The 24,496-nt window shown below is 41.1% G+C and carries 17 protein-coding genes and 2 riboswitches; of the genes, 6 read left to right on the top strand and 11 right to left on the bottom strand.

All coding sequences use genetic code 11. From position 1 onward, the window contains the following. Positions 1–14: 14 nt before the first annotated feature. Genes D3P12_RS12070 through D3P12_RS12055 form a run of 4 tightly spaced genes read right to left on the bottom strand, consistent with a single transcriptional unit; the run spans position 15 to position 6,222 of the window. Positions 15–3,089, bottom strand: coding sequence for an efflux RND transporter permease subunit (locus tag D3P12_RS12070; RefSeq protein ID WP_118195835.1), 3,075 nt, complete (start codon positions 3,087–3,089; stop codon positions 15–17). 11 nt (positions 3,090–3,100) lie between these two features. Next, positions 3,101–4,171 (bottom strand): efflux RND transporter periplasmic adaptor subunit, encoded by a 1,071-nt coding sequence (locus D3P12_RS12065; protein ID WP_118195833.1) that lies wholly within the window; start codon positions 4,169–4,171, stop codon positions 3,101–3,103. A 2-nt stretch (positions 4,172–4,173) separates the two neighbouring features. Beyond that, positions 4,174–5,553, bottom strand: coding sequence for a TolC family protein (locus D3P12_RS12060; protein WP_118195831.1), 1,380 nt, complete (start codon positions 5,551–5,553; stop codon positions 4,174–4,176). A gap of 30 nt (positions 5,554–5,583) precedes the next feature. Next, entirely contained in the window at positions 5,584–6,222 is a 639-nt protein-coding gene (locus D3P12_RS12055) for a TetR/AcrR family transcriptional regulator (protein WP_118195829.1), read from the bottom strand. A gap of 274 nt (positions 6,223–6,496) precedes the next feature. Between D3P12_RS12055 and D3P12_RS12050 the strand changes: the two genes are divergently transcribed. After that, on the top strand, positions 6,497–9,565 hold the full coding sequence (locus D3P12_RS12050) for a SusC/RagA family TonB-linked outer membrane protein (RefSeq protein ID WP_118195827.1): 3,069 nt from the start codon (positions 6,497–6,499) through the stop codon (positions 9,563–9,565). Between the two features lie 12 nt (positions 9,566–9,577). Beyond that, positions 9,578–11,053 carry a RagB/SusD family nutrient uptake outer membrane protein gene (locus D3P12_RS12045; protein ID WP_118195825.1) on the top strand — a complete coding sequence of 492 codons (1,476 nt, stop codon included), beginning with the start codon at positions 9,578–9,580 and terminating at the stop codon, positions 11,051–11,053. 410 nt (positions 11,054–11,463) lie between these two features. Here D3P12_RS12045 and D3P12_RS12040 read toward each other — a convergent pair whose 3' ends face one another. The 5 genes from D3P12_RS12040 to metE all read right to left on the bottom strand — a co-directional run bounded on the left by D3P12_RS12040 (position 11,464) and on the right by metE (position 16,711). After that, on the bottom strand, positions 11,464–12,732 hold the full coding sequence (locus D3P12_RS12040; protein ID WP_118195823.1) for a M56 family metallopeptidase: 1,269 nt from the start codon (positions 12,730–12,732) through the stop codon (positions 11,464–11,466). 2 nt (positions 12,733–12,734) lie between these two features. Continuing rightward, complete coding sequence (locus tag D3P12_RS12035; RefSeq protein WP_118195821.1) at positions 12,735–13,100, bottom strand: BlaI/MecI/CopY family transcriptional regulator; 366 nt, start codon at positions 13,098–13,100, stop codon at positions 12,735–12,737. An 87-nt stretch (positions 13,101–13,187) separates the two neighbouring features. Continuing rightward, complete coding sequence (locus D3P12_RS12030; protein ID WP_118195819.1) at positions 13,188–14,018, bottom strand: hypothetical protein; 831 nt, start codon at positions 14,016–14,018, stop codon at positions 13,188–13,190. A gap of 82 nt (positions 14,019–14,100) precedes the next feature. Further along, positions 14,101–14,310: a cysteine-rich CWC family protein gene (locus D3P12_RS15800; protein ID WP_205941102.1), complete on the bottom strand. Its 210-nt coding sequence runs from the start codon at positions 14,308–14,310 to the stop codon at positions 14,101–14,103. A gap of 76 nt (positions 14,311–14,386) precedes the next feature. Further along, positions 14,387–16,711, bottom strand: coding sequence for a 5-methyltetrahydropteroyltriglutamate--homocysteine S-methyltransferase (metE, locus tag D3P12_RS12020; RefSeq protein ID WP_118195815.1), 2,325 nt, complete (start codon positions 16,709–16,711; stop codon positions 14,387–14,389). Between the two features lie 174 nt (positions 16,712–16,885). Further along, a riboswitch (cobalamin riboswitch) is annotated at positions 16,886–17,077 on the bottom strand. 42 nt (positions 17,078–17,119) lie between these two features. After that, positions 17,120–17,317: riboswitch (cobalamin riboswitch) on the top strand. A 94-nt stretch (positions 17,318–17,411) separates the two neighbouring features. On the opposite strand from metE, the gene D3P12_RS12015 reads away from it, so the two are divergent. The 4 genes from D3P12_RS12015 to D3P12_RS12000 are packed head-to-tail and all read left to right on the top strand — an operon-like array spanning position 17,412 to position 22,916. Continuing rightward, on the top strand, positions 17,412–19,445 hold the full coding sequence (locus tag D3P12_RS12015) for a TonB-dependent receptor plug domain-containing protein (protein WP_118195814.1): 2,034 nt from the start codon (positions 17,412–17,414) through the stop codon (positions 19,443–19,445). Then, on the top strand, positions 19,442–20,593 hold the full coding sequence (locus tag D3P12_RS12010) for a YncE family protein (RefSeq protein WP_118195813.1): 1,152 nt from the start codon (positions 19,442–19,444) through the stop codon (positions 20,591–20,593). The genes D3P12_RS12015 and D3P12_RS12010 overlap by 4 nt, the downstream gene beginning before the upstream one ends. Positions 20,594–20,608: 15 nt before the next feature. Further along, positions 20,609–21,736 carry a PKD-like domain-containing protein gene (locus D3P12_RS12005; protein ID WP_245977444.1) on the top strand — a complete coding sequence of 376 codons (1,128 nt, stop codon included), beginning with the start codon at positions 20,609–20,611 and terminating at the stop codon, positions 21,734–21,736. Between the two features lie 10 nt (positions 21,737–21,746). Next, the gene (locus D3P12_RS12000) at positions 21,747–22,916 is read left to right on the top strand and encodes a DUF5074 domain-containing protein (RefSeq protein WP_118195812.1); all 1,170 of its coding nucleotides are present in this window, start codon (positions 21,747–21,749) and stop codon (positions 22,914–22,916) included. A 44-nt stretch (positions 22,917–22,960) separates the two neighbouring features. On the opposite strand, the gene D3P12_RS11995 is transcribed toward D3P12_RS12000, so the two are convergent. Continuing rightward, positions 22,961–23,968, bottom strand: coding sequence for an SMP-30/gluconolactonase/LRE family protein (locus D3P12_RS11995; RefSeq protein ID WP_118195811.1), 1,008 nt, complete (start codon positions 23,966–23,968; stop codon positions 22,961–22,963). Positions 23,969–24,039: 71 nt separating this feature from the next. Further along, positions 24,040–24,456 (bottom strand): YkvA family protein, encoded by a 417-nt coding sequence (locus D3P12_RS11990; protein ID WP_118195810.1) that lies wholly within the window; start codon positions 24,454–24,456, stop codon positions 24,040–24,042. Positions 24,457–24,496 lie beyond the last annotated feature (40 nt).

Genomic DNA, 24,496 nt, shown 5'->3' with positions numbered 1-24,496 from the left:
CCGAATATCTTCCTTTATCGGTTTTCGTCGTTAGCAGTTTTTTCCTCTTCAATTTTCGGAGGCATGAGTTTGTAAACTACGGGGGTTACGATACGTGAAAGTAGAGTCGAGCTAATGAGACCTCCGATCATAACGATCGCTAATGGTGAAATCAGTGGGTTGCTCGACCATGCGATGGGCAACAAACCTCCAATTGCCGTCAGTGTTGTAAGAATGATCGGCAGGAATCTGATTTCACCTGCTTTTTCGATAGCTTCGTTAAGCTCGGTTCCTTCTCTTCGTAGTTGATTGGTAAAATCGACCAATAGGATTGTGTTTTTGACCTCGATTCCCGCAAGAGCGACCATGCCAATGGTAGCGACAAAAGAAAGCGTATTGCCAGTCACGAGCAAGGCTAATACAGCACCTACAATTCCCAATGGTATTACAGACAGAACGATGAATGTACTTTTTAGGGTTTTAAACTCGAGAACTAACACCGCAATAAAAAGGAATACAGTGACCATAATAACAGTACCAAAACCGCCGAAGGACTGCTCCCGGCTTTCTACTTCGCCACCCATGATATATTGGTAGCCATCAGGCAGCGGCATCTCTTCCATTTTATCGATAACGCTCTGAATAACTTCATCATTAGAGAAGCCGCTTTCTACAAACGAATTAACAGAAACGGTTCTGATCTTATCCAGGTGGTTAATCTGAGGGGAAGAAGATTCTAGCTCCAGACTAGCTATTTGACGTAATGGAACCGCGCCACCACGTACGTTGTTGACGTACAAATTATCAAAAACGGTTAGATCCGGATAAGGATCTCGTGGTACAGTTAGCCTAATACGATATTCATTATTGGTATCTGTTGGGTCGGTGAACGTGGCAATATCGATACCCGCCAGAGCCATCCGGATTGTTTGATCAATGTAGGCTGTAGGTACACCGAGTGCCAATGCTTTAGCTTTATCTACATTGACACGTATATCCGTCTTTTTATTCTCAACAGGATTGTTGACATAAATCGTGCCTTCTGTTGAAGCTAAAAGCTCTTCGGTTTTCGATGCTAAACTTTGCAGCGTGTCTAGATTGTCACCGAGAAGCTTGACCTCAACAGGCGAGATAACCGGTACTCCCTGTTCAAAATCTTTAACTTCAATCTTCGCGCCGGGATAAGGCGACCAGCGTTCTCGTAGCTCATTAATCAGCTTGACTTTATCCTTTGCTTTGATATCATCTTCTAGCTGTACAAAGATTTCGGCAAAATCACTTTTAGTATTAGCTTGAACGACATTGTAATAAATCTGCGGATTGCCCTTACCTACGTTTGATGAATAATACTTTACCTGTGGTAGCTCTGCCAGATCAGCTTCTATTTGCCGGGTGATGGAGTCTGTATAATAAATATTCGATTGGTCCGGCGTCGTAATATTAATTAAAAACTGAGGCTTCTCTGATGCTGGAAATAAACTGAAACCGATGACCGGTATGAGAAAAAGTGAACCCACAAAAATAAGCCCCGCAATAAGTATTGCTGTCCACGGTTTCTTCAAAGCTTTGTCCAGCACGACGGCGTAAGTGCTATGGATAACTTTTTGAAATACTCGCAAAACTTTATTCCCTTCAGGATGTTCGTGCGGCTTTAACATTTTGGTCGCTAAAAATGGAACGACTGTCAATGCGATTACCATAGACGCCAATACCGAAAAAATAACAGCAACGGGCAGGCTTCTGATAAACGAACCGGCTGCTTCGGGCATAAACATAAGTGGCATAAATGCGATAACGAGGGTAGCTGTACAACCAATTACTGCCAGTGTGATCTGTTCGGTACCTTTGATTGCCGCTTCTAGTTTGGAATAACCTTCGCGCATCCACCGCTCGATGTTTTCAACGACAACGATGCTGTCGTCCACAAGAAGCCCTAATGCTACAACAAAGCCCACAATACTCAATTGGTTTAAACTATAACCGGACAGATGTAGTAAGACTACTCCAATTGAAAGCGATAGCGGGATAGCGATCATCACGATTCCCGACGCGCGGATTCCCAAGGGGAGGAGCGTGAATATAACAAGGGTTACTGCGATTAAAAAATCGATACCCAGACCACTTAACCGCTTGTTAACATTATCTGCCTGATCAAAACTCGTAACCAGATCCATATTCTTAGGTAACTCGTCCTTAAATTCACTGATTACAGAGGTGTATTCTTCCTGAACGGCAGTAATGTTTTCGCCTTTTTTCATTGCTGCATTAATGAAGAGGCTACGATATCCATTGAGTCTGGTAAGATGGGTTTCAGCTGCAAAGCTTGGATAAACATCAGCAACGTCCCTAAGAAGGATGTTTTTGCCTTCGCTGCTGCTGACAATGGTGTTTTTAATATCGTCAATGCTTTGATAGTTACCCGTTGTTTTTATACTAAATGTCTTTCCGCCAGCTAAGATGCTCCCTCCGGGAATATTTTGTGAACCACTTTGAAGCATATCCATTATCTGGGATAGAGGGATATTCATCCGGGCCAGCTCGTCTGGCTGTACGTCTACCCGGACAATCTGATCAGACAGACCGCTGATTTTTACATCTTTCAGCGCTTTGATGGACTCTAGTTTTTCCTTCAGGTCATCAGCTTGTTTCTTTAGTAGTGGCCTGGGCGCATTTTCCGAAATCAATGCCAGCTGGATAACGTTTACATTGGACGGGTCTACTTTGTCGATATCGATCGAGTAGATGTTTTCGGGTAGTGATGGTCGCAAAGCGCCAATCTCGCGTACAAGCTCCTGGTATTTATCATCTACGTCAGATTTAAAGGTGTATTCGACGAAAAGCACAGCGACACCGTCAAAAATCGAGGTTTTAATTTGTTTAATATCGCTGAGGTCATATAATTTGCTTTCGATCGGGTTTACGACAAGCTCTTCCATGTCTTGCGGACTTGTTCCCGGGTAGACAATCGCAATGGGAAATACGGTTGTCTTCATTTCGGGATCTTCGGAACGAGGCATGCTTAAAATTGTACTGACACCCAATGCCAATACCATAATCACCATAATCAATGTAAATTGACTGTTTTTTATCGCGTATTTTGCGGTACTCATTGTTTCGATTTTTAATTTTGTTCAACAGTTTCCTGTTCTTTAATTGAAGATCCGTCTTTTAGGTACGCACTTCCTGAAACGATCACATATTGATATGGACCAAGCCCATCGGTCACGGTTACCATATCTTTGTTAATTGAATTGATTTGAACGGGAACCCTTTTCGCTGTTTTTTTGTCATTCGTAACAAATACATAACCCTCACCTTTGTTCCCATCCAGTACCGCTGAATAGGGTAGGTTCCAACCAGAATAGTTTTGGGTCGGCGTGATGGTTGCACGAGCAAATACACCGGTCGCAATATGGTTAATATTGGATTCTTCTACTTGTAAAATGACAGTAAAAGTTCCCGAAGAGGGGTCAATACCTTCAGATTTTCTAATAACGGAAGCAGGGATACTTTCATTATTAACATCTGTTTCTATTATAGCCGGATCTCCTATTTTTAAAATAGCCCATTGTTGATCACTTACGCCAACCCTTAGCTTCCAATTCGAGTTTCCTGCCCCGTTTAATTGCAGAATGGGTGTGCCCGGTCCGACGGTTTGACCCGCGGTGGCGAATCGCTTTAGGACATATCCATCGTCGGTTGCCCGGATTTGGGAGTAACGTCGATTGAATTCAGCTGCACGATTTTGTTGTAATGCAATATCCCGGGCAGTTTTTGCATTTTCAAGTTGCTCTTTTGTTGCTACTGAATCCTCGAACAATCTAAGGGCACGCTCATAATCTCGCTTCGCTTTTTCCAGACCAAGGTTGGCTTGCTGAACGCTGGCGTCTATCTCTGCCATGTTAAGCGTCGCCAGAACCTGTCCTTTGCTAACTCGGTCACCTTCTTTCACCGCGATACTTTGAATGATCCCTCCGTTTTTAAAGGAAAGAACCGTTTCCTCTTCGGTGGTAAATACGCCGGAAGCGGTTATTTTTGAACTATTTTCTCCTTGCCGAAGAGACATCAGTTTGACCGGAATGGTGGTTTCATCACTCTTGTCGGTTTGTTTTTCCTTCTGACTGCAGGCGCTTAAAAATAAAATCGCGGATACAGTGCAAAGTATCACTCGGAATTGATAATTAGCTTTCATGACTATGGATTAATATCTTGGTTACTATTTAATTCCCGTTCGAGTTCCGCAGCGGCGGACAGGACGTTGTACAAATTGATTTGTGTAGCTAGTTGAGCACTGGTTAGCTGGTTTCTGGCATCGATGCTTTCAATAAATGAGTTAACACCAGCTTTAAAGCCACGATCGATGAGCCTCTGATATGCGGCCGCAGCTTTCAGTCGCTCCTGCGACGCGTAATAGGTTTCAAAGGAAGATTTAAGTTTGTTCTTCGATACATTGGCACTTAATTCAAGTTGTCTCTTTGCGTCATCGAATTGCAGTTGGCTGTTTTTCAGCTCTAGTTTTGCTTCCTTTATCTTATATTTATTTCGTAGGCCTGAAAAGATGGGGATATCGAGTTGAAGCCCGACCATATAATAACGACTTTGGTCATTGAACTTCATTCCTTCGGCCTGTGAACCCAAATCTAGAAAACCGCTTAATTTGGGCAAAAAATATCTTTCATCCTTTTCAAGAAGCGATTCATTGATTGATCGTACCTGTTTTAATCCAGCTAATTCCTCCCTGCGATCGGTTTCAATTTCTTTATGTAGCAGTTGCTGAGCATGAAGAAGTTCTTCTTCAGCGTAAAAGCTTGTATCTATGGGAAGATCTGAAGCTCTATTTAATAGTGAATTAAAATAAAGCTTTGCATTTTCACTTTGTTGCTTAGCCTGAGATAGCTCAGCATTTGCCTGTGCGATCTCACTTTCAGATCGCATCACATATACTGGTAAACCTTTGCCACTTTCATACAGTTTTTCGTTTACGCGTTTACCTTCCTCGGCCAGACCCAATGTAGACTCATAGATTTCTACCGCTTTTAATGCCGACAGGTAGTTATAATAGGCGGCCTTAATATTTTTGATCAGCTCCCGTTTGTAAATCTCTAATTCAAATTCTTTCAGTACAATTTGTTGTTCGTTTACTTTAACAGCATAGTGAATGTCGGAATTAATAATAGGAACGGTGGTTCTTATCTTGGCATCGTAGTAGTTTTTAGGAAAGAAATTGATTTCCTCGTTCTCTAATTGAGGAAAACTTTGCGTCTGGGTTAATTGATTGAGCGTAGCATAAACCCCGTTTAAAAGATCACCAAGAGGAAGCGGGATATTCCGACCACCATCTGCAGTACTATAGGTTGTTTGGAAAGCCACCGCGGGTAGATATAAGCTCTTCGCAGACTGGAGGCCGATCATGGCCTTTTCCCAAGAAACGTTTTTCTGGCTGAGTACAAGATTGTTTTCGAGGCCTTCTTCTACATATTTCTCTAGCGTATTTTGTGCAAAAAGATAGTTGCCCGATGTTGATATGAAAAATATGATGGAGAATGAAACCAGCGTTGTTAATAGTGTTCTCATAATTAACACTGTTATTTATAGGTGAAAAAATTATTTTAATCTATCTAGTAAGTCAAAGAAATTATTAATTGATCGTTTAAAAAGTTCGTCGACAGAATGATTCAGGTCATTATGTTGGACAACGTGTTCAAAGTGTCCATGGAGCGAAAGGGTGCAAAAACCATGTACGGTTGACCATACGAATATTGAAAACAACTCGGGATTCTGACTGGTGAAGTAACCGTGTTTTTGACAATCAATAATCGTGTCTAATAGAAACTCAAAAGATTCTTTCCCTTCTTCCCAGTCGACACTTCCACAATGCTTGTTTAAGAACTCAAGGGGTTCTTTGATGACAAACATAAGCTCATAGAAATCAGGATGTTCAACTGCAAATTTTAAATAACTTCTTCCCATTGCTTTGAGCCTTTCGAATGGGTTTTCAATAGTCGATAGAGCAAAGAAACGGTCAGCCAGCATTTTAAAACCTTCTTGGTGAAGAGCGTACAATATATCATTTTTGTCTTTATAATAAAGGTAGATGGTTGTCGGACTGAATTCAATTTCAGCAGCTATTTTTCGAATAGAAGTTGCTTCATAACCATGCTTCATAAATAATTTTTTTGCCGCATTTAATATTTCTTGCTTCAAGTTTTCCTTGTGTCGTTCCTTCCGTTCTTTGATTCCCATGACTAACTGGTGCTTATTTTTTATAAATATACTTAACAGTGTTAAGTTGTCAATATTTTTTTTCAAATAAATTTGTTACAATAATATAATGTAGAAAGGCGTTATAATGGTATCTTAGAAGTAATCAATAAACTAAATAAACAATGAACTAATTATGATGCTAAGTTATGATCCCGAAGAATGAGCGAATATTCATTTCTTCTTTTTTAATAGCGCATTTCGTGTACGTACACATAATTGGTTTCTATTTTTTTAACAATTTAATTCATTAGAAATGGAGAAACGTGTATTTAAAACTGTGTCGTTTATCCTCTTGTCACTTTTCTTGCTTGGCCATTTGGCTTACGCTCAGGATCAGGTCGAAGTCAAGGGTATCGTCACAGACAATGCCACTCAAGAACCGCTTGCAGGTGTGAGTGTGACTTTGGAAACAGGTAGTCAGAGCGTCACTACAAACGCCGAAGGTCAATTCAGTATTTCAGCCCCCAAAGCAAGCACCTTAGTTTTTAGCTATGTTGGTTATGTTTCCCAACGTGTTAGGGTTAATGGAGCAGTGCTTAATGTCGGTTTGGAAGAAGAGTTATCCGAATTAGATGAGGTTGTTGTTGTTGGTTATGGAACGATGCGAAAAAGTTCATTAACCTCAGCGATTTCTAAAATCGAAAATGAGAAGTTGGATCAGATGCCTGCTGGCAGACCTGAAGCTGCTTTAGTTGGTCGACTGGCGGGTGTTAGTATCACCAATTCAAGAAATACACCAGGAACGGCTCCAACAATCCGCATCCGCGGTGCGGGATCCATATCTGCAAGCAACAACCCGTTGGTTGTAATTGATGGTTTCCCGGGAGGAAGTCTTGGTAATATCAACATGAACGATGTCGAATCAATCGAAGTATTGAAAGATGCCTCTTCGGCAGCAATCTATGGATCCAGAGGAGCGGGGGGAGTGATTATGGTAACGACAAAAAGAGGAAAATCTGGCAAGCCTACTTTGAATTTCAATGGTTATGCAGGTGTTGCGAATGCGGTTATGCATGACGACTGGATTTATGGAGAAGAGTTTCATGATTATATAGCACGCTATATAAACCGTGATTTTGTATGGGAGGGTGGTGATCCATCACTTCCGCTATGGGGTGACGATCGTCGTCCTATCAGCTATCGGGTAAATCCGGTAATCAAAGAAAGTCATACGAATTGGGAAGATGTATTATTAGATCCTGCTGCCATTCAGAGCTATAGTTTGTCCGTTGGCGGTGGAAACGACAATGTAAAATACTATGTGTCTGGAAATCTGATGGACGAGAAGGGGGTCTTGCGCAATACAGGTTATAAAACCTATTCGGCGCGAGCGAATATTGATATTAAGGTAAACGATTTTATCAGTACCGGCTTTAACTTAAGCCCGACCTATGCTAAGCGTCGTAGATCGCCTGTATCAATGGAAGCGATTGTGAAAACCGCACCATTTGTCTCTCCAGAGCAAAATGCAGACGGCACCTATCCTAAACCAAGAGATTACTGGGGTAGTTCGGTATCGGCACAAACGAGTCCACTTGCTACCCTAGATGGCACACACTATTACACAACTACGTTTAACAGCATTGGTGAGATGTATGTAAATGTGAACATATTAGAGGGGTTAAGTCTGCGTTCTACTTTGGGGGCTAATATCGGCTATACAAGCGGTGATAATTTTCAGTCTGGCTTGGCTACTTCCAATGGCATGAACTCGGGTTCTGCGTCAGATGATCGTGGTTATGTTATTGTTAACGAAAACGTACTAAACTATGATAAGACGATTAATGAAGATCATTACATCAATGCTATTTTAGGTGCATCATTTCAAAAGTCAATGTCGCGTAGTTTGACAATGGCCGCTATGCCGGGAAGTTTCAATAATGAAATTATTCATACATTAAATAATGCGATTATTAATCCCGCTGCTACCCGATCTAGTGAATCTCATTGGGGCTTGGCGTCTTATTTCAGTCGTATTAACTATAGCTATCAAGATAAATACTTGCTATCTGCTTCCTTTAGAACGGACGGCAGTTCTCGTTTTGGACCGAATAGTCGCTGGGGCTTTTTCCCATCGGCATCGGTGGCTTGGAGGATGTCTCAAGAAGAATTTCTGATCGATAATCCCGTTATTTCTGAATTAAAGTTGAGAGCGAGTTATGGTGAAGTAGGTAACTTTAATATTGGTGACTTCCAGTATTTGGGGTTGATTGGCGACGGATACTATTCGCCCGGAGGGGAATTGACGGTAGGGCAAGCACAAAGTTCGCTTGGTAATGGAGATCTGAAATGGGAAACAACTACAAGTTATGATATCGGGTTGGACTTAGGTCTGTTTGACGGCAGAGTCAATCTTATATTCGACTATTATGATAAGAGAACCAATGATCTTCTGTACAATGTTACAACCCCGGGTATATCAGGATTTACAACAGCTCTGGTGAATATCGGTGATATAAGTAATAAGGGTTTTGAAATCGAGTTAAACACCAGAAATACCGTAGGGGAATTTAAATGGCAAACTGCATTTAACTTCTCGAAAAATCGAAATGAAGTTGTTGACCTCGGCGGTGTTGATGAAGTTATCAATACGCATACCCGCGGTATGAGCTGGCTGTTGAGGGTTGGTGAACCGATGTTCTCCTATTACGGATACCGTCAAATCGGCGTTCTTCAGAATGAGGAAGACGTGGCAAATTCTGCGGTAATAGCTGGATCTCGTCCAGGACACTCGAAGTATGAGGACGTGGACGGTGATGGTGAAATTACACCAAATGATCGGGTCATTTTAGGTAACTACCAGCCGAAGGCATATTTGGGTATGACGAATGATTTTTCATGGAAGGGTCTTGACCTGAGCGTGGTTTTGCAGGCATCTCTGGGAGCAAAGATGTACAACCTAGAAAATCTTTATTATGAAGGGGCTACCGTGAGTGCAATGCGCCGCTCTTTGGTAGAAAATCAATGGTGGTCTGAAGAGGAACCAGGTGATGGTATGACACCAGCAACTGCTCTAAGTGCATTAGCTTATGTATCCAATAGCGATTATTACCTGGAAGACGCATCGTTTTTATCGATTCGGAATATCAACTTAGGGTATACGTTCCCCAATAAGCTGATAGATAAAATGAAGTTGTCAAATCTGCGGGTCTATTTATCAGTAAATAATTTGCTGACCTTAACCAAGGATAGTTTCCATGGTTATAATCCAGAAGGGTTTACAGCAAGCGAAAACAACGGTATAAATAGTATGCCCGGATTTAATAACGGTGCGGAGCCAATTAATAGAACATTCGTTCTTGGACTGAATGTAAACTTTTAAACACACGGAATCATGAAAGTAAAATATAGTTTAATATTAGGGGTATTTTCAATTGCGATTGGCATGACTTCCTGTCAAAAGCAAGTTATTGACCTTACTCCACCGTCATCATTAACGGAGGCTGACTTTTATAACACAGCTGCCGACTTGAATAGTGCGGTACTCGGAATTTATATACGCTATCAAGCAAGGAAACCTAACGATTGGGCAATCCTGGAATTACCAACAGATAACCTTCACCGGACAGGCTATTCTACCTTAGGAGGTACTGATGAAATAAATAATCTGGCTATCACGGCTGAAAACCCACTGTTTGCAAGTTTTTGGCAACAGACATACAATGGTATTTTCCGCGCCAACGCGGTGATTGTTAACCTCGATAACCCGACAGATTATGCAGAAGGGCAGAGGGGGCAGCTAGAGGGTGAGGCTAAGTTTATGCGTGCTCTGCTTTATTTTGAGCTCGTACGCTTATTTGGCGATGTCCCTCTTGTAGACAAGCTTCTAACTATTGAGGAGTCAAGAACCATTCCCCGCTCGCCTGCTTCTGAGATTTATACACACATTATCCAGGATCTAACGGATGCGATTAATGGTTTGCCGGAACGGGGGAGTATAGCCACCGGTCGTGCAAGTAAAGAGGCGGCAATTGCTTTGCTAGCGAAGGTTCATGTTTATCAGGAAGACTGGTCAAATGCCAAAAAGTATCTTGATATGCTAGATACCTATGGTTTCCAGCTGCAAGATGACTTTGCATCCTTATGGAGAATTGAAAATGAAGATAATAACGAGATTATTTTCGCCATAAAATATACCGACGGTACCAATGGTCACAGCCTATCCACGTATTTCTTACCCTATTTTGGTGTCGGTGGGGTGTCGCCTCGCGGATTAGAAGCTGCGTTCCCTTCTTGGGATCTGCACAAGCATTTTGAAGAAGGTGATACACGGAAAGATGTGAGCATCAAAGAATATTGGAAGTCGCCCGGTGGGCCAGCCGATGCGCCTGAAGAATGGTATCCTTATGTTAATAAATATGCTATTACGCACACCCCAAGCGCGTCAGGACTCGATTTGCCCGTATTGCGCTACGCCGATCTTGTGCTCCTAAAAGCCGAAGTGCTTTATAACCTGGGTCAGCAGTCTCAAGCTTTAGCAGAACTAAATCGGATAAGGCAACGTGCATTTAAGGGATCTAGCCATAATTATACCGCGGCAGATATCGCTACCCCACAAGCCTTTGAAGATAAACTGCTCTTAGAAAGAAGATTGGAGTTGGCCTTTGAAGACGAACGTTGGTACGATCTGGTAAGGACCGGAAGGATGGAGGCTGAATTAGCGGAAGTGGAGACCTTCTACAATCCCGTATCTAAGCAAGCTACGAAGGTGAAACTCAATCCAAAATCACATTATAATCTGTATCCGATCCCACAACGGGAACTCGAACAGTCAAACGCTGGCGTTATGACTCAGAACAATGGGTATTAAATAAAAAAAAACAACATCAAAAAAAAGAGCTGCATGTAAACTAAATTATGCAGCTCTTTTTTTTGATTTTTCTTTTTAGTTAAATCATTTCGATCTCGATTTTTAGGGCATCATTTCAAAAGTTGCGAAGTGAAGCGTGTTTATTTCGGTGCATTTGATTTTAAAAGCTACCTATTTTCTTTCTAATTTGTTGTAGAATTATTCGGACATTCCTCGGACTTTGTTCGGACATTGTTCGGACATTAGACGTGTAGACACGATTGATGTCCGAACAATGTCCGACTAAAGAACGAATAGGTTCCGGTGTATTATCAAAGATGAATTAAAATCGGTAACAACCTTGCCTCTGCAGGTCTGATTTAACCTTAACGATAAATGAGAGAGAGCGAAAATTTTATGGATTGTAGGTCTTATTCGGTAGCTTCAGCTTGTTTTTCTTTTTTCTTTTTTGTGGTGATTAGGATCACGCCATCTTTGGCTTCTTTTCCATATTTGTCTACAGCGTTTTTACCTTTTAAAACATCGATTGACTCGATTGTGTCCGGATCAATGGATGACATCTCATCTCTGGTTTTAACTTCACCATCCACGATATAGAGAGGGTTGTGAAGAAAATTTTTATGATCATCTTCATGCCCGCCGATTACAACGGACTGTTTCTTTTTATCGGTACTGTCTGTTGTCGTTTTTACTGTATCCGTTTTTGTGGTATCCGTTTTTACGGTATCGATAAAGGTTATGGGTTGGTCAGCCCTAGCAGGCTTCAGTACATTCAGCGCTCTGACGGAACTGAGCATTTCCTGTGGAACTAAGGAAGGATGTTTCGCTCCCGATATGGTGAACGCTGATAGGCAGATAATAACGGTGGGGATAAGAAACAGGTATTTGATGATGTGTAAGCGAGATGTCTGCTTTTTATTCATCATGCTGATGCGTTTCTTGATATCTTTCATGTTAAAGTGATTAGCAATCAAAGGCTGTCGGGTATTTCCGAGTATCGTTAACAAACTATACTGGTAGTCTTTTTTGTTTATACCACTGGCCAGTACTTGTGAGTCGGTAATAAATTCGATGTTTTCTTTAATCGCTCTTGTGAAGAGCCAGGCAAAGGGGTTATACCAACAGAAAATGAGTACGAACTCGGCTAAAAGGACATCGAAGCTGTGCAGTTGGCGGACGTGGACATATTCGTGCCTAAAAATGCCTTCCAGCTCGTTCTCTTGGTGCTTGGACGGGTTTAAATAGACATTCTTCCAGAATGAAAAGGGTAGAATATTTTCATCCGATCTCCGGTAACGATAGGCTTTCCAGATGGATGCACTCGATGAGAGATGAATGCGTAGGATACCCCATAGGCTGATGCACAATCGAAATGCGAATACCAATAAAGTCAGATAAAATAGTTGATTAAGGTATTCACTAATCGTGACCTCCTGTTGTGCCGAATATTGATACTCCCAAATCGGTATCATGGTAGCAACTTGCGGTGCTATCGTAGTGTTGGGGTCAAACCAATTCCAGTTGACCAGAGGGTAGAGTGTTGCGAAAAGTAAGGAGAAAATTAGAAAATAACGATTAGTCCGGTAGAAAGTCAGGTTTCTGAGCCAAAGGCGATAAATCAGGTAGAATAAAGACAGAGCGATATTCACCTTAAGCAGGTATGTAAATAAGTCAGCCATAACTACTTGGATTTGCCCTCTTGGATCATGTCGAGTATTTCTTTCAACTCGTCAGGTGATATTTTTTCTTCTTTAGCGAAAAAGCTAACGAGTTCTTTGTATGAATTACGGAAGTAATCACTTACAAAGTTACCCATAAAGGCTTTTTTATACTCATTTTCTTTGATGAGTGGTCGATAAAACCAGGAGTTTCCAAGCTTTTTTGCGCGGAGGTATTTCTTTCGTTCCAGATTTTTAAATGTCGAAGCCAACGTAGTGTACGGTACTTTGGGTTCGGGATAGAGTTCTAAAATATCTTTTACAAAACCTCCGTTCTGCCGCCATAGCAGAATCATGGCATCTTCTTCTTGTTTTGTGAGCTTTTCCATAAGAGATTATGTTTAAGTTTATTACGATACTATCGTAAATATACGGAAAAGTCAATATAAAAGAAAATCTTTTTTTCTTAAATCTTCTTACTGAGCTATTCTGAAATTACTTACTGCCAGCTGTGCACCGTTACTTATCCGGGTAGAGGGATTAAAGTAAAGATATTTTGCTACCGAGGGACTTAGCATTTCTGTGTCTAATACTTTCACCTGATCGAGATATACTTTCATCAGCTTGCCTTGTACACTAATGGATATATGCGTTACCCGGTTACCGTGGCTGCGTAGATCAAAATCCAGTTCGTTGTAAACTTCGGTGTCGGTGCTGAAATTAATAATTCCGCTGTTCCAAAAGTGAACGGTAGTTTTCGTAGCGATGTTGTCTTCATAGCCAGAAGCGCTATTGTCTTTTGCTAATCCAAAGGTAAAAGCACGTAGATCTTTTGCCTGGTCTGAGCGTGTTAACAGATCAAACTCGATTGTAAAGTTTTCAGGTAATGAGATAAGCGTGTCCAGTTTATAGGTCGTAAACTCATTTAGCAACAACCATTTTCCGTCGACACCCGGAAATTTGACGAGTGATCCACTTCCGCTTGATTTCCAGAAATGGGGCATGGGGCCAATAGAATCGTTCAAAAAGCTATCCTCGAAAATAACATTTGTTCCTGCTGTAAAATCAAATACCGGAACGGCTCTGCCCATTGCCGGGGCCGCTTGACCATCAACGGTCGTTTCATCAGTTTTTTGACCTGTTGCAGTGCCTTTGTCTTTCGTATCATCTTTTGCTTTTTCTTCTAACGCTTCAACTGTCTTCGTAGCAATTTTTTCCTCAACTTTATTTTTTATTTTATTTAGAATTTGAGCTTCTGACACAAAAAAAGTGAATATGAGGAAGCTAGATAAAAGGATCTTTTTCATAATTTTTAAAACTACTTAATTTAAAGCCATTTAAGAGGACGTTTAGTGAAATCAAAAATATAAATTTTTTTAAATCTCATGGTTAAAAACTTCCCTTTTTAAAACCAAGTAATTGTTGAATCTTCCTTGCTAGTGAGTTTGAACTAAATTCGCTTTTCATTTCAGTCATGCACTTTGCACATAGGCAATCGCTGAACTTTTCCTTAATATATTCTCTTTCGTCTTCGTTAAGCTCGATTGCCGAACATTGACAAATGAGGATGCTCCCTACTTTGCATTCAAAAGTAGCCATGCAACGAGGACATTTTTTATTTTCGTGTTTTGGCATTTTTCGAAGAGAATATAAGCATAGACTCTATGCGATAGGTTTACACTGTCATGGGTTTAACCTCAGATAATCGCATACTTTTAGCGGCATTCACCATTTCAGCAAGGGCTTTCTTCGTTTCGTCCCAGTTTCGGGTCTTTAGGCCGCAATCGGGATTTACCCATAATTGTTCAGGTTGGATTACTTTTTTTGCTTTCATCAGAAGATCGACCATTTCTGCTTCAAGTGGAATACGTGGTGAGTGGATGTCGTAAACCCCTGGTCCAATTTGTTGTGGATATTCAAAACTAGTGAAAGCGTCCAATAGTTCCATTTTGGAACGGGAGCATTCGATGGTAATTACGTCGGCATCCATTTCGGCGATGTTGTGAATAATGTCGTTGAACTCAGAGTAGCACATGTGCGTGTGGATTTGTGTTTCGTCTTCTACACCCGTTGATGCAACACGAAAGGCTTTGATAGCCCATTGAAGATAATTCTGCCAATCTGCCTTTCTTAAGGGAAGACCTTCACGGATCGCCGGTTCATCAATTTGGATAATTCTAATTCCCACATCCTCAAGATCTTTTACTTCCTCTCTTATAGCTAGTGCTATTTGGTTGCAGGTAACCGATCTTGGTTGATCGTCACGAACGAAAGACCATTGTAAAATAGTAACAGGGCCTGTCAGCATGCCTTTTACTAAGCGGCTTGTTAGGCTTTGAGCATATTGTGTCCATTTTACGGTCATGGCTTTTGACCTTGACACGTCTCCATAGATAATTGGAGGCTTGACACAACGAGATCCGTAACTTTGTACCCAACCGTTTTTTGTAAAAACAAAGCCATTTAGTTGTTCTCCAAAATATTCAACCATGTCATTTCGTTCAAACTCTCCATGAACCAGGACATCCAAGTCAATTTCTTCTTGCCATCTGATCGTCTTTTCCGTTTCAAATTTTAAAGCTTGTTCATATTCCTCTATATCGATGCTCCCCTTTTTGAAAAGTGCACGCTGTTTCCTAATCTCACTTGTTTGAGGGAAAGAACCAATCGTCGTAGTTGGAAATAGAGGGAGGTTCAATAGCTCTGTTTGCTTTTCTTTGCGAATGCTGAACGGGCTATTTCTTTTGAAATCCGCATTTTGAACCTCTTTCGTTTCTTTTTTTACGGTTTTGTCGTGGATGAGATCGGATGTTTTTCGACTTTCCATCGCAGCTTGATTATCCTCCAGTTTTCTCTTCAAACTTTCATCCTTAGAGCCTTCTGCCAGCTTACTTAACGTGACGATCTCATCGATTTTTTGTTTAGCAAAAGCTAACCATTGCTTGACTTCCGAAGTAAGTATGTGTTCATTCGTCTCAAGTTCCAAGTCGCAAGGGGAGTGTAGCAATGAACAGGATGCAGCCATGATGACACGTTGGTTGCCGATTTTGTCAACGGCATGTTGGATTTGTTTTAATGAGTCGTTGAAGTTGTTTTTCCAAATATTCCGCCCGTCAACCAATCCCAGAGAAAGACTCATTTGATCTGGCAGTATATCCAGTACCTGATCGAGTTGACCTGGATCTTTCGATAAATCGATATGCAGTGCATCGATCGGTAACGAACATGCCAAACGAGTTTGATCTTTTAGCCCTTCAAAATAGGTTGCTACCTGAACATGAATTCCCGGGAACCGGCGCTTTATTTCGCTGTAAACTTTTTTATAGGCATCTTGTTCGGCTTCACTAAGATCCAAACACAGAAAAGGTTCGTCGAACTGCACCCATTCGACCCCATTGCTTTTTAGTTCGGTCAGAATCTCAAAATAAACAGGAAGCAGGTTTTTCAACAATTCAATTCTGTGAAAGCCTTCCTCTTTTTCTTTACCTAATAGAAGATAGGAGACAGGTCCAATTAGAACCGGCTTGGTAAGTATTCCCGCCTGTTTAGCCTCGTAAAATTCATCGACTATTTTCCGAGAAAAAAAGGAAAATTGTTGATTGTTGTAAAACTCCGGTACAATATAATGGTAGTTGGTGTCAAACCATTTTGTCATTTCCAAGGCGGTGATATCCAACTCATCCCGCTGGTAACCACGCGCCATTCCGAAATATAGATCAAGTTCGGTGTTATGACCGTTTAAAATAATTTTGTTGTACTGTGAAGGTATCGCCCCGACGGTCAATGACATATCCAGCACTTGGTCATAGAACGAGAAATCGTTCGATGGAATGAGGTCGATTCCAGCGTCTTTCTGTAGACGCCAATTATGCAAGCGGATTTGTTTTCCGATCTGCAATAGCTCTTGCTGCGATGTCTTTCCCGACCAGTACTGCTCGCAGGCCTTTTTGAGTTCTCGATTGCTACCAATACGCGGATAGCCAAGATTGTTAGTTAGCATTTTTTTGCTTGTTAAAAGATAAATAAATCAGTTAAAAGCTCTTTCGCTAAACTTCGTAATGCGCCGAAAAATGAAGTGGAGGGGTAGGGAGAAGCTTGATTTTTTATTTTCCAATCAAAAGATTAATGAATAAAAGAGGCATCATACCTGACTTCTGCTTCAATTCGCGAAAGCATTGTCAATTCGATATAGGCAGGTCTCCTGACTTGTAACATCCTTATCATCCTTCCCGCCGGGTTGCCCCTGACAGTGGATTTTGCAATGGATAAAGACGATCGGTTACTTACAGTTGCGCGACAGTTCGTGATTTTCACACGATTCCCTTTTAATTTGCAGCTAAGCAAAACCTATTCGGTTTGATTGAAGAAATAAAAGAACTTATTAAGGCAAATATACAATTAATGTTGATATCTTTGCATCGCTTTTGGTGTCCTATCCAATCTATTTGGAATCGGACTTAAAAGGGAATTCGGTGTGATTCCGAAACTGTCCCGCAGCTGTAATCTCCAATACAGGCTATTCACTCCAAAAGTCACTGCCGTTACAGGTGGGAAGACTGAGTAGCCCGGAGTAAGTCAGAAGACCTGCCTAAAGTTTATAATATTCATAGCTTTCGAGGATTGAAGCTGGGATAAGGATTACTAGGGTGATTCCCATTAGTTCTTCTTGCTCCTCAATTGCTATGTGCTAGGCAAATGAAATGAGGAACTTCAAATTGGATACGGTATTATTGAGCCTGACGCTTTTATATGCGAGCCTGGTTGCTTTCCCTTCTTCGGCACAAGAACCTACCGTAGCTGGTACGGATTCTCTGAAGCATTACCATCTAAGCGAGGTTGAAATCCGCGCCTTGGAAGACCTCAACGTATTAAACTCACCCGTTCCCCTACAGACATTAAGTAAAAAGACCCTCGAAAACTTAAACAGTCTTTCGGTTGCCGACGCGGTTCGTTATTTTTCGGGGGTACAATTAAAGGATTATGGCGGGATCGGGGGACTAAAGACCATAAATATCCGGAGTCTTGGAACAAATCATACACAAGTATTTTACGACGGCATAGCTATCGGGAATGCACAAAATGGACAGGTAGATCTTGGAAAATTATCACTTAGTAACATGGAGGAAGTGACATTGCATAACGGGCAAGATCCTGATCTTTTTCAGCCCGCTAAAGCATACGCGTCCGCTAATTCGATTTCATTAGTTAGCACATCACCTCTTTTTACTAAGAATAAGCCTTTGAACGCTTCATTCCAATTGAAAGGCGGGTCATTCGGGCTCTTAAATCCCACACTAAATGTAGATTATAAAATAAATAAAAATCTCAGTGCAAGAATTAGTTCTGAATACATAAATGCGCATGGTCGCTATGATTTTAACTATACAAACGGTGTTTACGACACCACTGCAACGCGGCACAATGCTGATATAAATGCATTAAGACTTGAAGCTTCACTTTATGGTCGCCCTGATTCAAGTACTTCATGGCAGGCAAAATATTATCATTACGCTTCCGAAAGAGGCTTGCCTGGGGCAATCGTTGCTAACCGTTTCGACTATTCTCAGCGTCTGTGGGACGAAAGTAACTTCCTACAGTTTGCAGCGGATAAAAGCATTTCTGAATGGTATCGGGTCGCTATCAAAGCCAAATTGGCAGTCGACTACAACCGCTATCTTGATCCCGAGTATGTGACAACAGAGGGCTTTTTAGATAATAAATACCAACAAAAAGAAGCCTATTTTTCTATAGCAAATGTATTTCATGTTCGTGAAAACTGGCGTGCGAACTTCTCGGTAGATTATACCCATAACATGCTTAACGCAAATTTATACCGTTTCCCATATCCGCGAAGACACACGTTGTTAGCGGCCCTGGCAACGGATATTCGACTCGATCGTTTGTATGTTCAAGGAAGTTTGTTGGCTAGTTACGTCAATGATGAAGTCGAGAAATATCAATCTGCCGAAGATAAGAATGAGTTAACACCCACGATGATGTTTAGCTGGCAGCCCTTTAGGCTTTCTGATTTTCGTTTACGAGCATTCTACAAATCCATTTTCAGGATGCCTACTTTCAATGATCTTTATTACACGTTCATTGGTAATACCTTTTTGCGTCCCGAATATACCAATCAGTACAATATCGGGTTTACCTTTCATAAAGAGTTAGATCATCCTGTTTTTAAATATATAAGTATCCAGGCGGATGGATATCACAATCGAGTACGTGATAAAATTGTAGCTATTCCGAGTGCTAATCTGTTTCGGTGGACTATGATGAACCTCGGTGAGGTAGCGATCAATGGCATAGAATCCAATATGAAAGTTTTGGGTAATGTTTCCTCTAAAATCAGGTTTTCTGCTTTACTGAACTATACCTATCAAAAGGCGATAGATCGCACATCGAATGTGTTTAATTATGATCATCAAATCCCATACATACCCGTGCACAGTGGTTCATTTACTGCTATGTTCAATGCAGCGAACTATGGATTGAATTACAGCTTTATCTATACTGGGGAGCGTTACAGTCAAAAAGCTAATATTCCGGCTAACTATGTCGATCCCTGGTACACGCATGATTTATCCGTTTGGTATTCTCTTCAATACAATAAAAAAGTATTAACCGTCCGGGCAGAAGTAAACAATGTTTTGGATCAGCATTATGATGTCATCCTTAATTTTCCGATGCCTGGTCGTCATTATCGTCTTTCATTAACTATGAACATATGAAGCCATTTTTACGAAATCTTAGGGTTTATAATTTACTTTTTTTTATAGGCCTATTCTTGATCCTTCAGTCTTGCAGAAAAGACCCTCAGCCTTTACCGTCTGAAAATGAGGAAGTAGTTGTTCCTGATCCGGATGCTTCTATTATCGGTTTTTATCTTCTCAATGAAGGTAATATGAATATGAATAAAGCTTCTCTGGATTTTATGAATCTTCAAACTGGTGATTATCAGCGAAATATATACCATGAGGTAAACCCTGAAATATCGAAGGGACTAGGTGATGTAGGGAATGATCTGGCTATTTACGGGAGCAAGTTATACGTAGTGGTCAATAACTCCAATAAGGTCGAGATTTTGGATAAGTACACAGCCAAAAAACTCGGACAGATCGATATCATAAATTGTCGTTACATAACTTTTCATAAGGGCAAAGCCTATGTAAGTGCTTATTTGGGGCAGGTGGGAGATCCGAATGCACCCAATGGAATTGTGGCAGAAATCGATACCACTAGCTTGGAGATAACACGTCGTGTAGAGGTAGGTCGCCAACCTGAAGAGCTGGCCGCCATCGGAAACAAGCTCTATGTAGCAAACTCTGGCGGCTACAGTCCTCCAAATTACGAAAGTACTGTTTCGGTTATTGATATTCAAAGTTTTAAAGAAGTAAAGCGGATCGAGGTGGCGCCAAATCTTCACCGGTTGAAGGTTGATGCTTATGGGGATCTGTATGTTACGTCTCGTGGCGACTATTATGAAATGCCGTCGAAAGTCTATGTGATCGATACGAATACAGAATCTATTAAAAGAAAATTTGACATTGCTGCAAGTCAGTTGGTTATCGATGATGATATCGCGTATATCTATAGCACGGAATGGAGCTACATAACCGGGCAGAATACGATCGGCTATCACATGCTTGATGTCAAGAATGAGAAGATTCTGAATCGCTCTTTTATAACGGACGGTACGGAACGTAACATTACGTTACCCTACGGGATTGCTGTCAATCCGGAGACGAAGGACGTATATGTAACTGACGCTAAGGACTATGTCTCACCGGGGACAATCTACTGCTTTGACAACGCCGGTAAGTTGAAGTGGTCAACCATCACCGGTGATATTCCCGCACACTTTGCATTTGTTTATTAATTATACTAGAATAGAATGAAAATCAATCTTAAACCCCTTGCAAAAATTTGGATACTTTTTTTTGCCACTACATTCACGGTTGTTTCCTGTACTAAGGATGGAGACCCGATTCTTCCGCCTTCCATCGAAATGTCTCATGCAGACTCAGAACTTACGGTTGCCTTTGAAGAAGAGTTGATCTTGACGGCTACGTCGACGGCAAACACAGAGTACGAAGAAGAATGGAAAGTTAACGGTGAGCAGGTCAGCACAGAGAGTTCCTATACATTTCAATCAAATCAGAGCGGAACGTATACAGTCGAGTATCGTGCGTATAATGAAGCAGGCGAATTTACAAAAGAATATACCGTTATAGTGGATGTAAAGAAAAGACCGATAACTGATCACAGTAATATCTACGTAACGACATTATTTGAATATAAACCTGCACCCGGACAGTTTATTAACAAAGCACCAGGAAATCATGAAAGTGCAGAGGGAATACTTGGAGGTAAAGGACTCGTTAGTTTGGGTGCATGGGGCGGCTATATTGTTTTGGGTTTTGACCATACCGTAGTTAATAATGACGGGGAAGACATTATGATATATGGCAATGCAATGGCCAATTTTGCAGAGCCGGGCGTGGTTTACGTTATGCAGGATGAGAACGGAAACGGTGAGCCGGACGACATCTGGTATGAACTTGCCGGAAGTGAATTTGGAAAAGAGGGCGTTATCCGTAATTACTCGGTGACTTATACGAGACCGGAGACTGCAACCGCTGATATTCCATGGAAAGATAATAAAGGCAATGAAGGTGTTGTAAAAACCAACACATTTCACAAACAACCTTACTACCCCGAATGGATTACTGAAAATGAGTATACGCTTAAAGGCGTCCTTTTACCTTCAGGAAATATAGACATGTCTAATCCCAGTTATATCACAAGCAACCCTTTTGAGTTTGGCTATGCGGATAATACGCAAGGGGGTGATAAGATTGATATCTCCAATGCAGTAGATGCTGAAGGAAATAAAATCAAGTTGACCGGAATCGATTTTATCAAAATACAAACCGGAATACAAGCAAATATGGGTTGGTTGGGAGAACTCTCGACGGAAATTGTCGGTATAGCTGACCTAAGTTTATTATCTGAAAACTAAAATTAAATATATGAAACAATTACACTTAAAACCTGCATTTTTCTCGTTGATATTAAGCTTACTCTTTTTAGGAGCTTGTACCAAAGACACGATCGAACCTAAGCCAGAACCGGAACCTGATCCCGAAGAACCCATCGAAGAGTCCGATCCGGGAAGATATAGCAATGGTTTCTTTCTGATTCACGAAGGGTGGTTTGGACATGGTACCGGATCTGTGAGTTTTTATGATTATGAAACAGAAAGCCTGATAGACAGCGTTTTTCAAAAGGAGAATCCGGATAAAGATTTTGAACCAACGAGTTCAACAGTTCAATACGCTGCGATATTCGATGGAAATTTATACATTGTAAGCAAAGTTAACGGACCGGTCGTTGTCGCTGATGCAGAGACATTAAAGGAAGTTGGTAGAATACCTGCACGTCAGGGTTATGATTGGCGTGCATTTGTCGGTGTCGATGAAAACACAGGTTTGCTGAGCAGCACAGATGGTATCCATATCGTAAACCTACAGACCATGGGCTTGTCAGGAAAATTATATGGGATCAGCGGACAAACGGGAGACATGCTTAAAACCGACAAATATGTATTTGCTCTCTCACAGAGCAATGGGGCAGTGGCTTATTATGCTGATGACCTTTCGGTTGCCAGAAGGATACCAGGTGTCACAACAGGATTTGCGGAAACCCCCAACGGAAAGGTGTGGTATACCTCTAATGAGTATCTGATCAGTTTGGACGGTGAAACGTTGGAAGCGGATACGGTTGAGCTTCCTTACAAGTCAAATTCGACCTGGTTTGCTTGGTATCCGTCGCCGATAATCGCTTCGAGCACAGAAGATGCAGTGTATATGCAGAACGCACCTATGTTCGGCGGTGGTAAAGAGGTATATAAATACGTAGATGGCGACGAAAGCTCCTTGGCTGCTCCTTTTATTACTACTGCCGATAAGCAATCTTTTTATAAAAAGAATATCGGTTACGATGCGACTTTAGATCAGATTGTAACGAGCACTGTACAAGATGGATACGGAGCTAATTATGCGGTTAATACGCTAAACTTCTACGATGCTAAAACCGGTGACTTGGTTAAGAGTATGCCGTTTAATAAGAAGCTCAACGAAGCAGGAGATGATGTGAGTTACTTTTTTACATCTATGTTCGTTTTCCATAACGAAGATTAAGGAGCTTTAAGGATGTGGATGAGGTAGAATGAGGTTTTGCTTATCTATCTCATCCTGATCCTTAAAACCTGATGATTAGCTGTCACATACAAGGTTTTCTCATCGTCCGATAAGTCACAATTCGAAACCGGATGTGGGATTCGAATCCGTCCGATCGGCTCAAAATTTCTGTTCAAGATCCATAGACCGCCCGGTCCGCTCGAATAAATATTACCATTTCTGTCAACCGTGAACCCATCTGCTCCACCGCCATAAGGAGAAAAGTCGAAAGCAATTCCCTTTTCTTCCAAAGCGCCATCCTTTAAGATATTGTAAAGATAGAGGTAGGGCTTGTTACCATCGGAATTACTGACGATAAGTTGTTTATGATCAGGTGTTAAACCAATGCCGTTTGGATATGGAATGGAATCAATTAACAGCGTGACCATTCCTTTTTTGTCAATTCTATAAACACCACAAAAATCGAGTTCCCGCTTATCAATGGTTTGCTCTTTTAACCCATAGGGCGGATCGGTAAAATAAACATCACCGTTTTTGTGTTGTACAAGATCGTTTGGACTGTTTAACTTTTTGCCGTTATATTGATTAGCAAGAGAAATAAAGTTAGCTTCTGGTGCGGTTAATCGTGCGTCCATTCTCGCTATTTGACGATTTCCATGCTGAGTCATCAAAAGATTCCCAGATTCATCAATAATCAAACCGTTTGATCCCGGTTCACCTGGTCGGTTCTCTGTACCAGAATATCCAGAAGGGTAGAGATAGTCCTCGATGCCGCCAGCTTCCGTCCATTTATAAATTTTATTGTCGGGAATATCGGAGAACAGCAACATATTTTCCCTTTCAACCCACAACGCACCTTCCGTCCACTTAAAACCTTCGGCCAGAACCTCAATTTTTGTATTGGGTTTAATGAGTTTGTTCAACTCAGGTTTTAATACCTCAATAGACCCAATGGTAGGGTAGCTTATCGTTTTTACGTCTTTTTGGGCAAAAGTAGTTTGTACTGAAAGATAGAGAATAAAAAAGAGTAGGGATAGGGCGCGTTTCTTCATGTCCTAAAGATACAACTTTAAAGACACAAGTGTTACAGTTTTAAAGATCCAAGTGTGTTGAAAAAGTAGGGTTAGGAAGGTAATTGTTGCCCGGATCGCCAAAGTTGATATTTCTCGAGATCTTTAGCTACCTGCTTGATAACCAATCCAATGATAAACATGTCATCGATCAGGCCAAAACCCAGTACGAAATCGGGGAATAAGTCAACAGGCGACAAAAAATAAATCATACCTGCCAGAATGGCAATCAACGATTTCTTGGGAATGTCTTTGTAACTTCCGTTTAAGTAATCGCGAACGAGGGAGAACAGGTTTTGTAGTTGATCCCATATTCCTGCTAAATCATGCTTGTTGGCATTTGCTTTCTGAAAAGCTTGATCGAGCGTCTTTTTAGTCTTTTCCTTGTCTTTTATAAGTTGTGAAGCACGACTTTCAGATTTACTGAACTTATTGTATAGATATTTTAAGTTTAATTCCACTTTCTTCATATCGGATATTGTGCAATTTTTTTGCCAACAATTTTCGGTA

Origin of the sequence: Pedobacter indicus (assembly GCF_003449035.1) — a bacterium.
GTDB lineage: Bacteria > Bacteroidota > Bacteroidia > Sphingobacteriales > Sphingobacteriaceae > Albibacterium > Albibacterium indicum.
This window is presented reverse-complemented; position numbering and strand designations above follow the sequence as displayed.

Bases quoted from the DNA above. Each gene is read 5' to 3' on its own strand.
- D3P12_RS11995 (WP_118195811.1), bottom strand. From the start codon at position 23,968: ATGAAGAAACGCGCCCTATCCCTACTCTTTTTTATTCTCTATCTTTCA.
- D3P12_RS12035 (WP_118195821.1), bottom strand. From the start codon at position 13,100: ATGGAAAAGCTCACAAAACAAGAAGAAGATGCCATGATTCTGCTATGG.
- D3P12_RS12030 (WP_118195819.1), bottom strand. From the start codon at position 14,018: ATGAAAAAGATCCTTTTATCTAGCTTCCTCATATTCACTTTTTTTGTG.
- D3P12_RS12055 (WP_118195829.1), bottom strand. From the start codon at position 6,222: ATGGGAATCAAAGAACGGAAGGAACGACACAAGGAAAACTTGAAGCAA.
- D3P12_RS12070 (WP_118195835.1), bottom strand. From the start codon at position 3,089: ATGAGTACCGCAAAATACGCGATAAAAAACAGTCAATTTACATTGATT.
- D3P12_RS11990 (WP_118195810.1), bottom strand. From the start codon at position 24,456: ATGAAGAAAGTGGAATTAAACTTAAAATATCTATACAATAAGTTCAGT.
- D3P12_RS15800 (WP_205941102.1), bottom strand. From the start codon at position 14,310: ATGGCTACTTTTGAATGCAAAGTAGGGAGCATCCTCATTTGTCAATGT.
- D3P12_RS12045 (WP_118195825.1), top strand. From the start codon at position 9,578: ATGAAAGTAAAATATAGTTTAATATTAGGGGTATTTTCAATTGCGATT.
- D3P12_RS12000 (WP_118195812.1), top strand. From the start codon at position 21,747: ATGAAACAATTACACTTAAAACCTGCATTTTTCTCGTTGATATTAAGC.
- D3P12_RS12005 (WP_245977444.1), top strand. From the start codon at position 20,609: ATGAAAATCAATCTTAAACCCCTTGCAAAAATTTGGATACTTTTTTTT.
- D3P12_RS12050 (WP_118195827.1), top strand. From the start codon at position 6,497: ATGGAGAAACGTGTATTTAAAACTGTGTCGTTTATCCTCTTGTCACTT.
- D3P12_RS12060 (WP_118195831.1), bottom strand. From the start codon at position 5,553: ATGAGAACACTATTAACAACGCTGGTTTCATTCTCCATCATATTTTTC.
- D3P12_RS12015 (WP_118195814.1), top strand. From the start codon at position 17,412: ATGAGGAACTTCAAATTGGATACGGTATTATTGAGCCTGACGCTTTTA.
- D3P12_RS12010 (WP_118195813.1), top strand. From the start codon at position 19,442: ATGAAGCCATTTTTACGAAATCTTAGGGTTTATAATTTACTTTTTTTT.
- D3P12_RS12065 (WP_118195833.1), bottom strand. From the start codon at position 4,171: ATGAAAGCTAATTATCAATTCCGAGTGATACTTTGCACTGTATCCGCG.
- metE (WP_118195815.1), bottom strand. From the start codon at position 16,711: ATGCTAACTAACAATCTTGGCTATCCGCGTATTGGTAGCAATCGAGAA.
- D3P12_RS12040 (WP_118195823.1), bottom strand. From the start codon at position 12,732: ATGGCTGACTTATTTACATACCTGCTTAAGGTGAATATCGCTCTGTCT.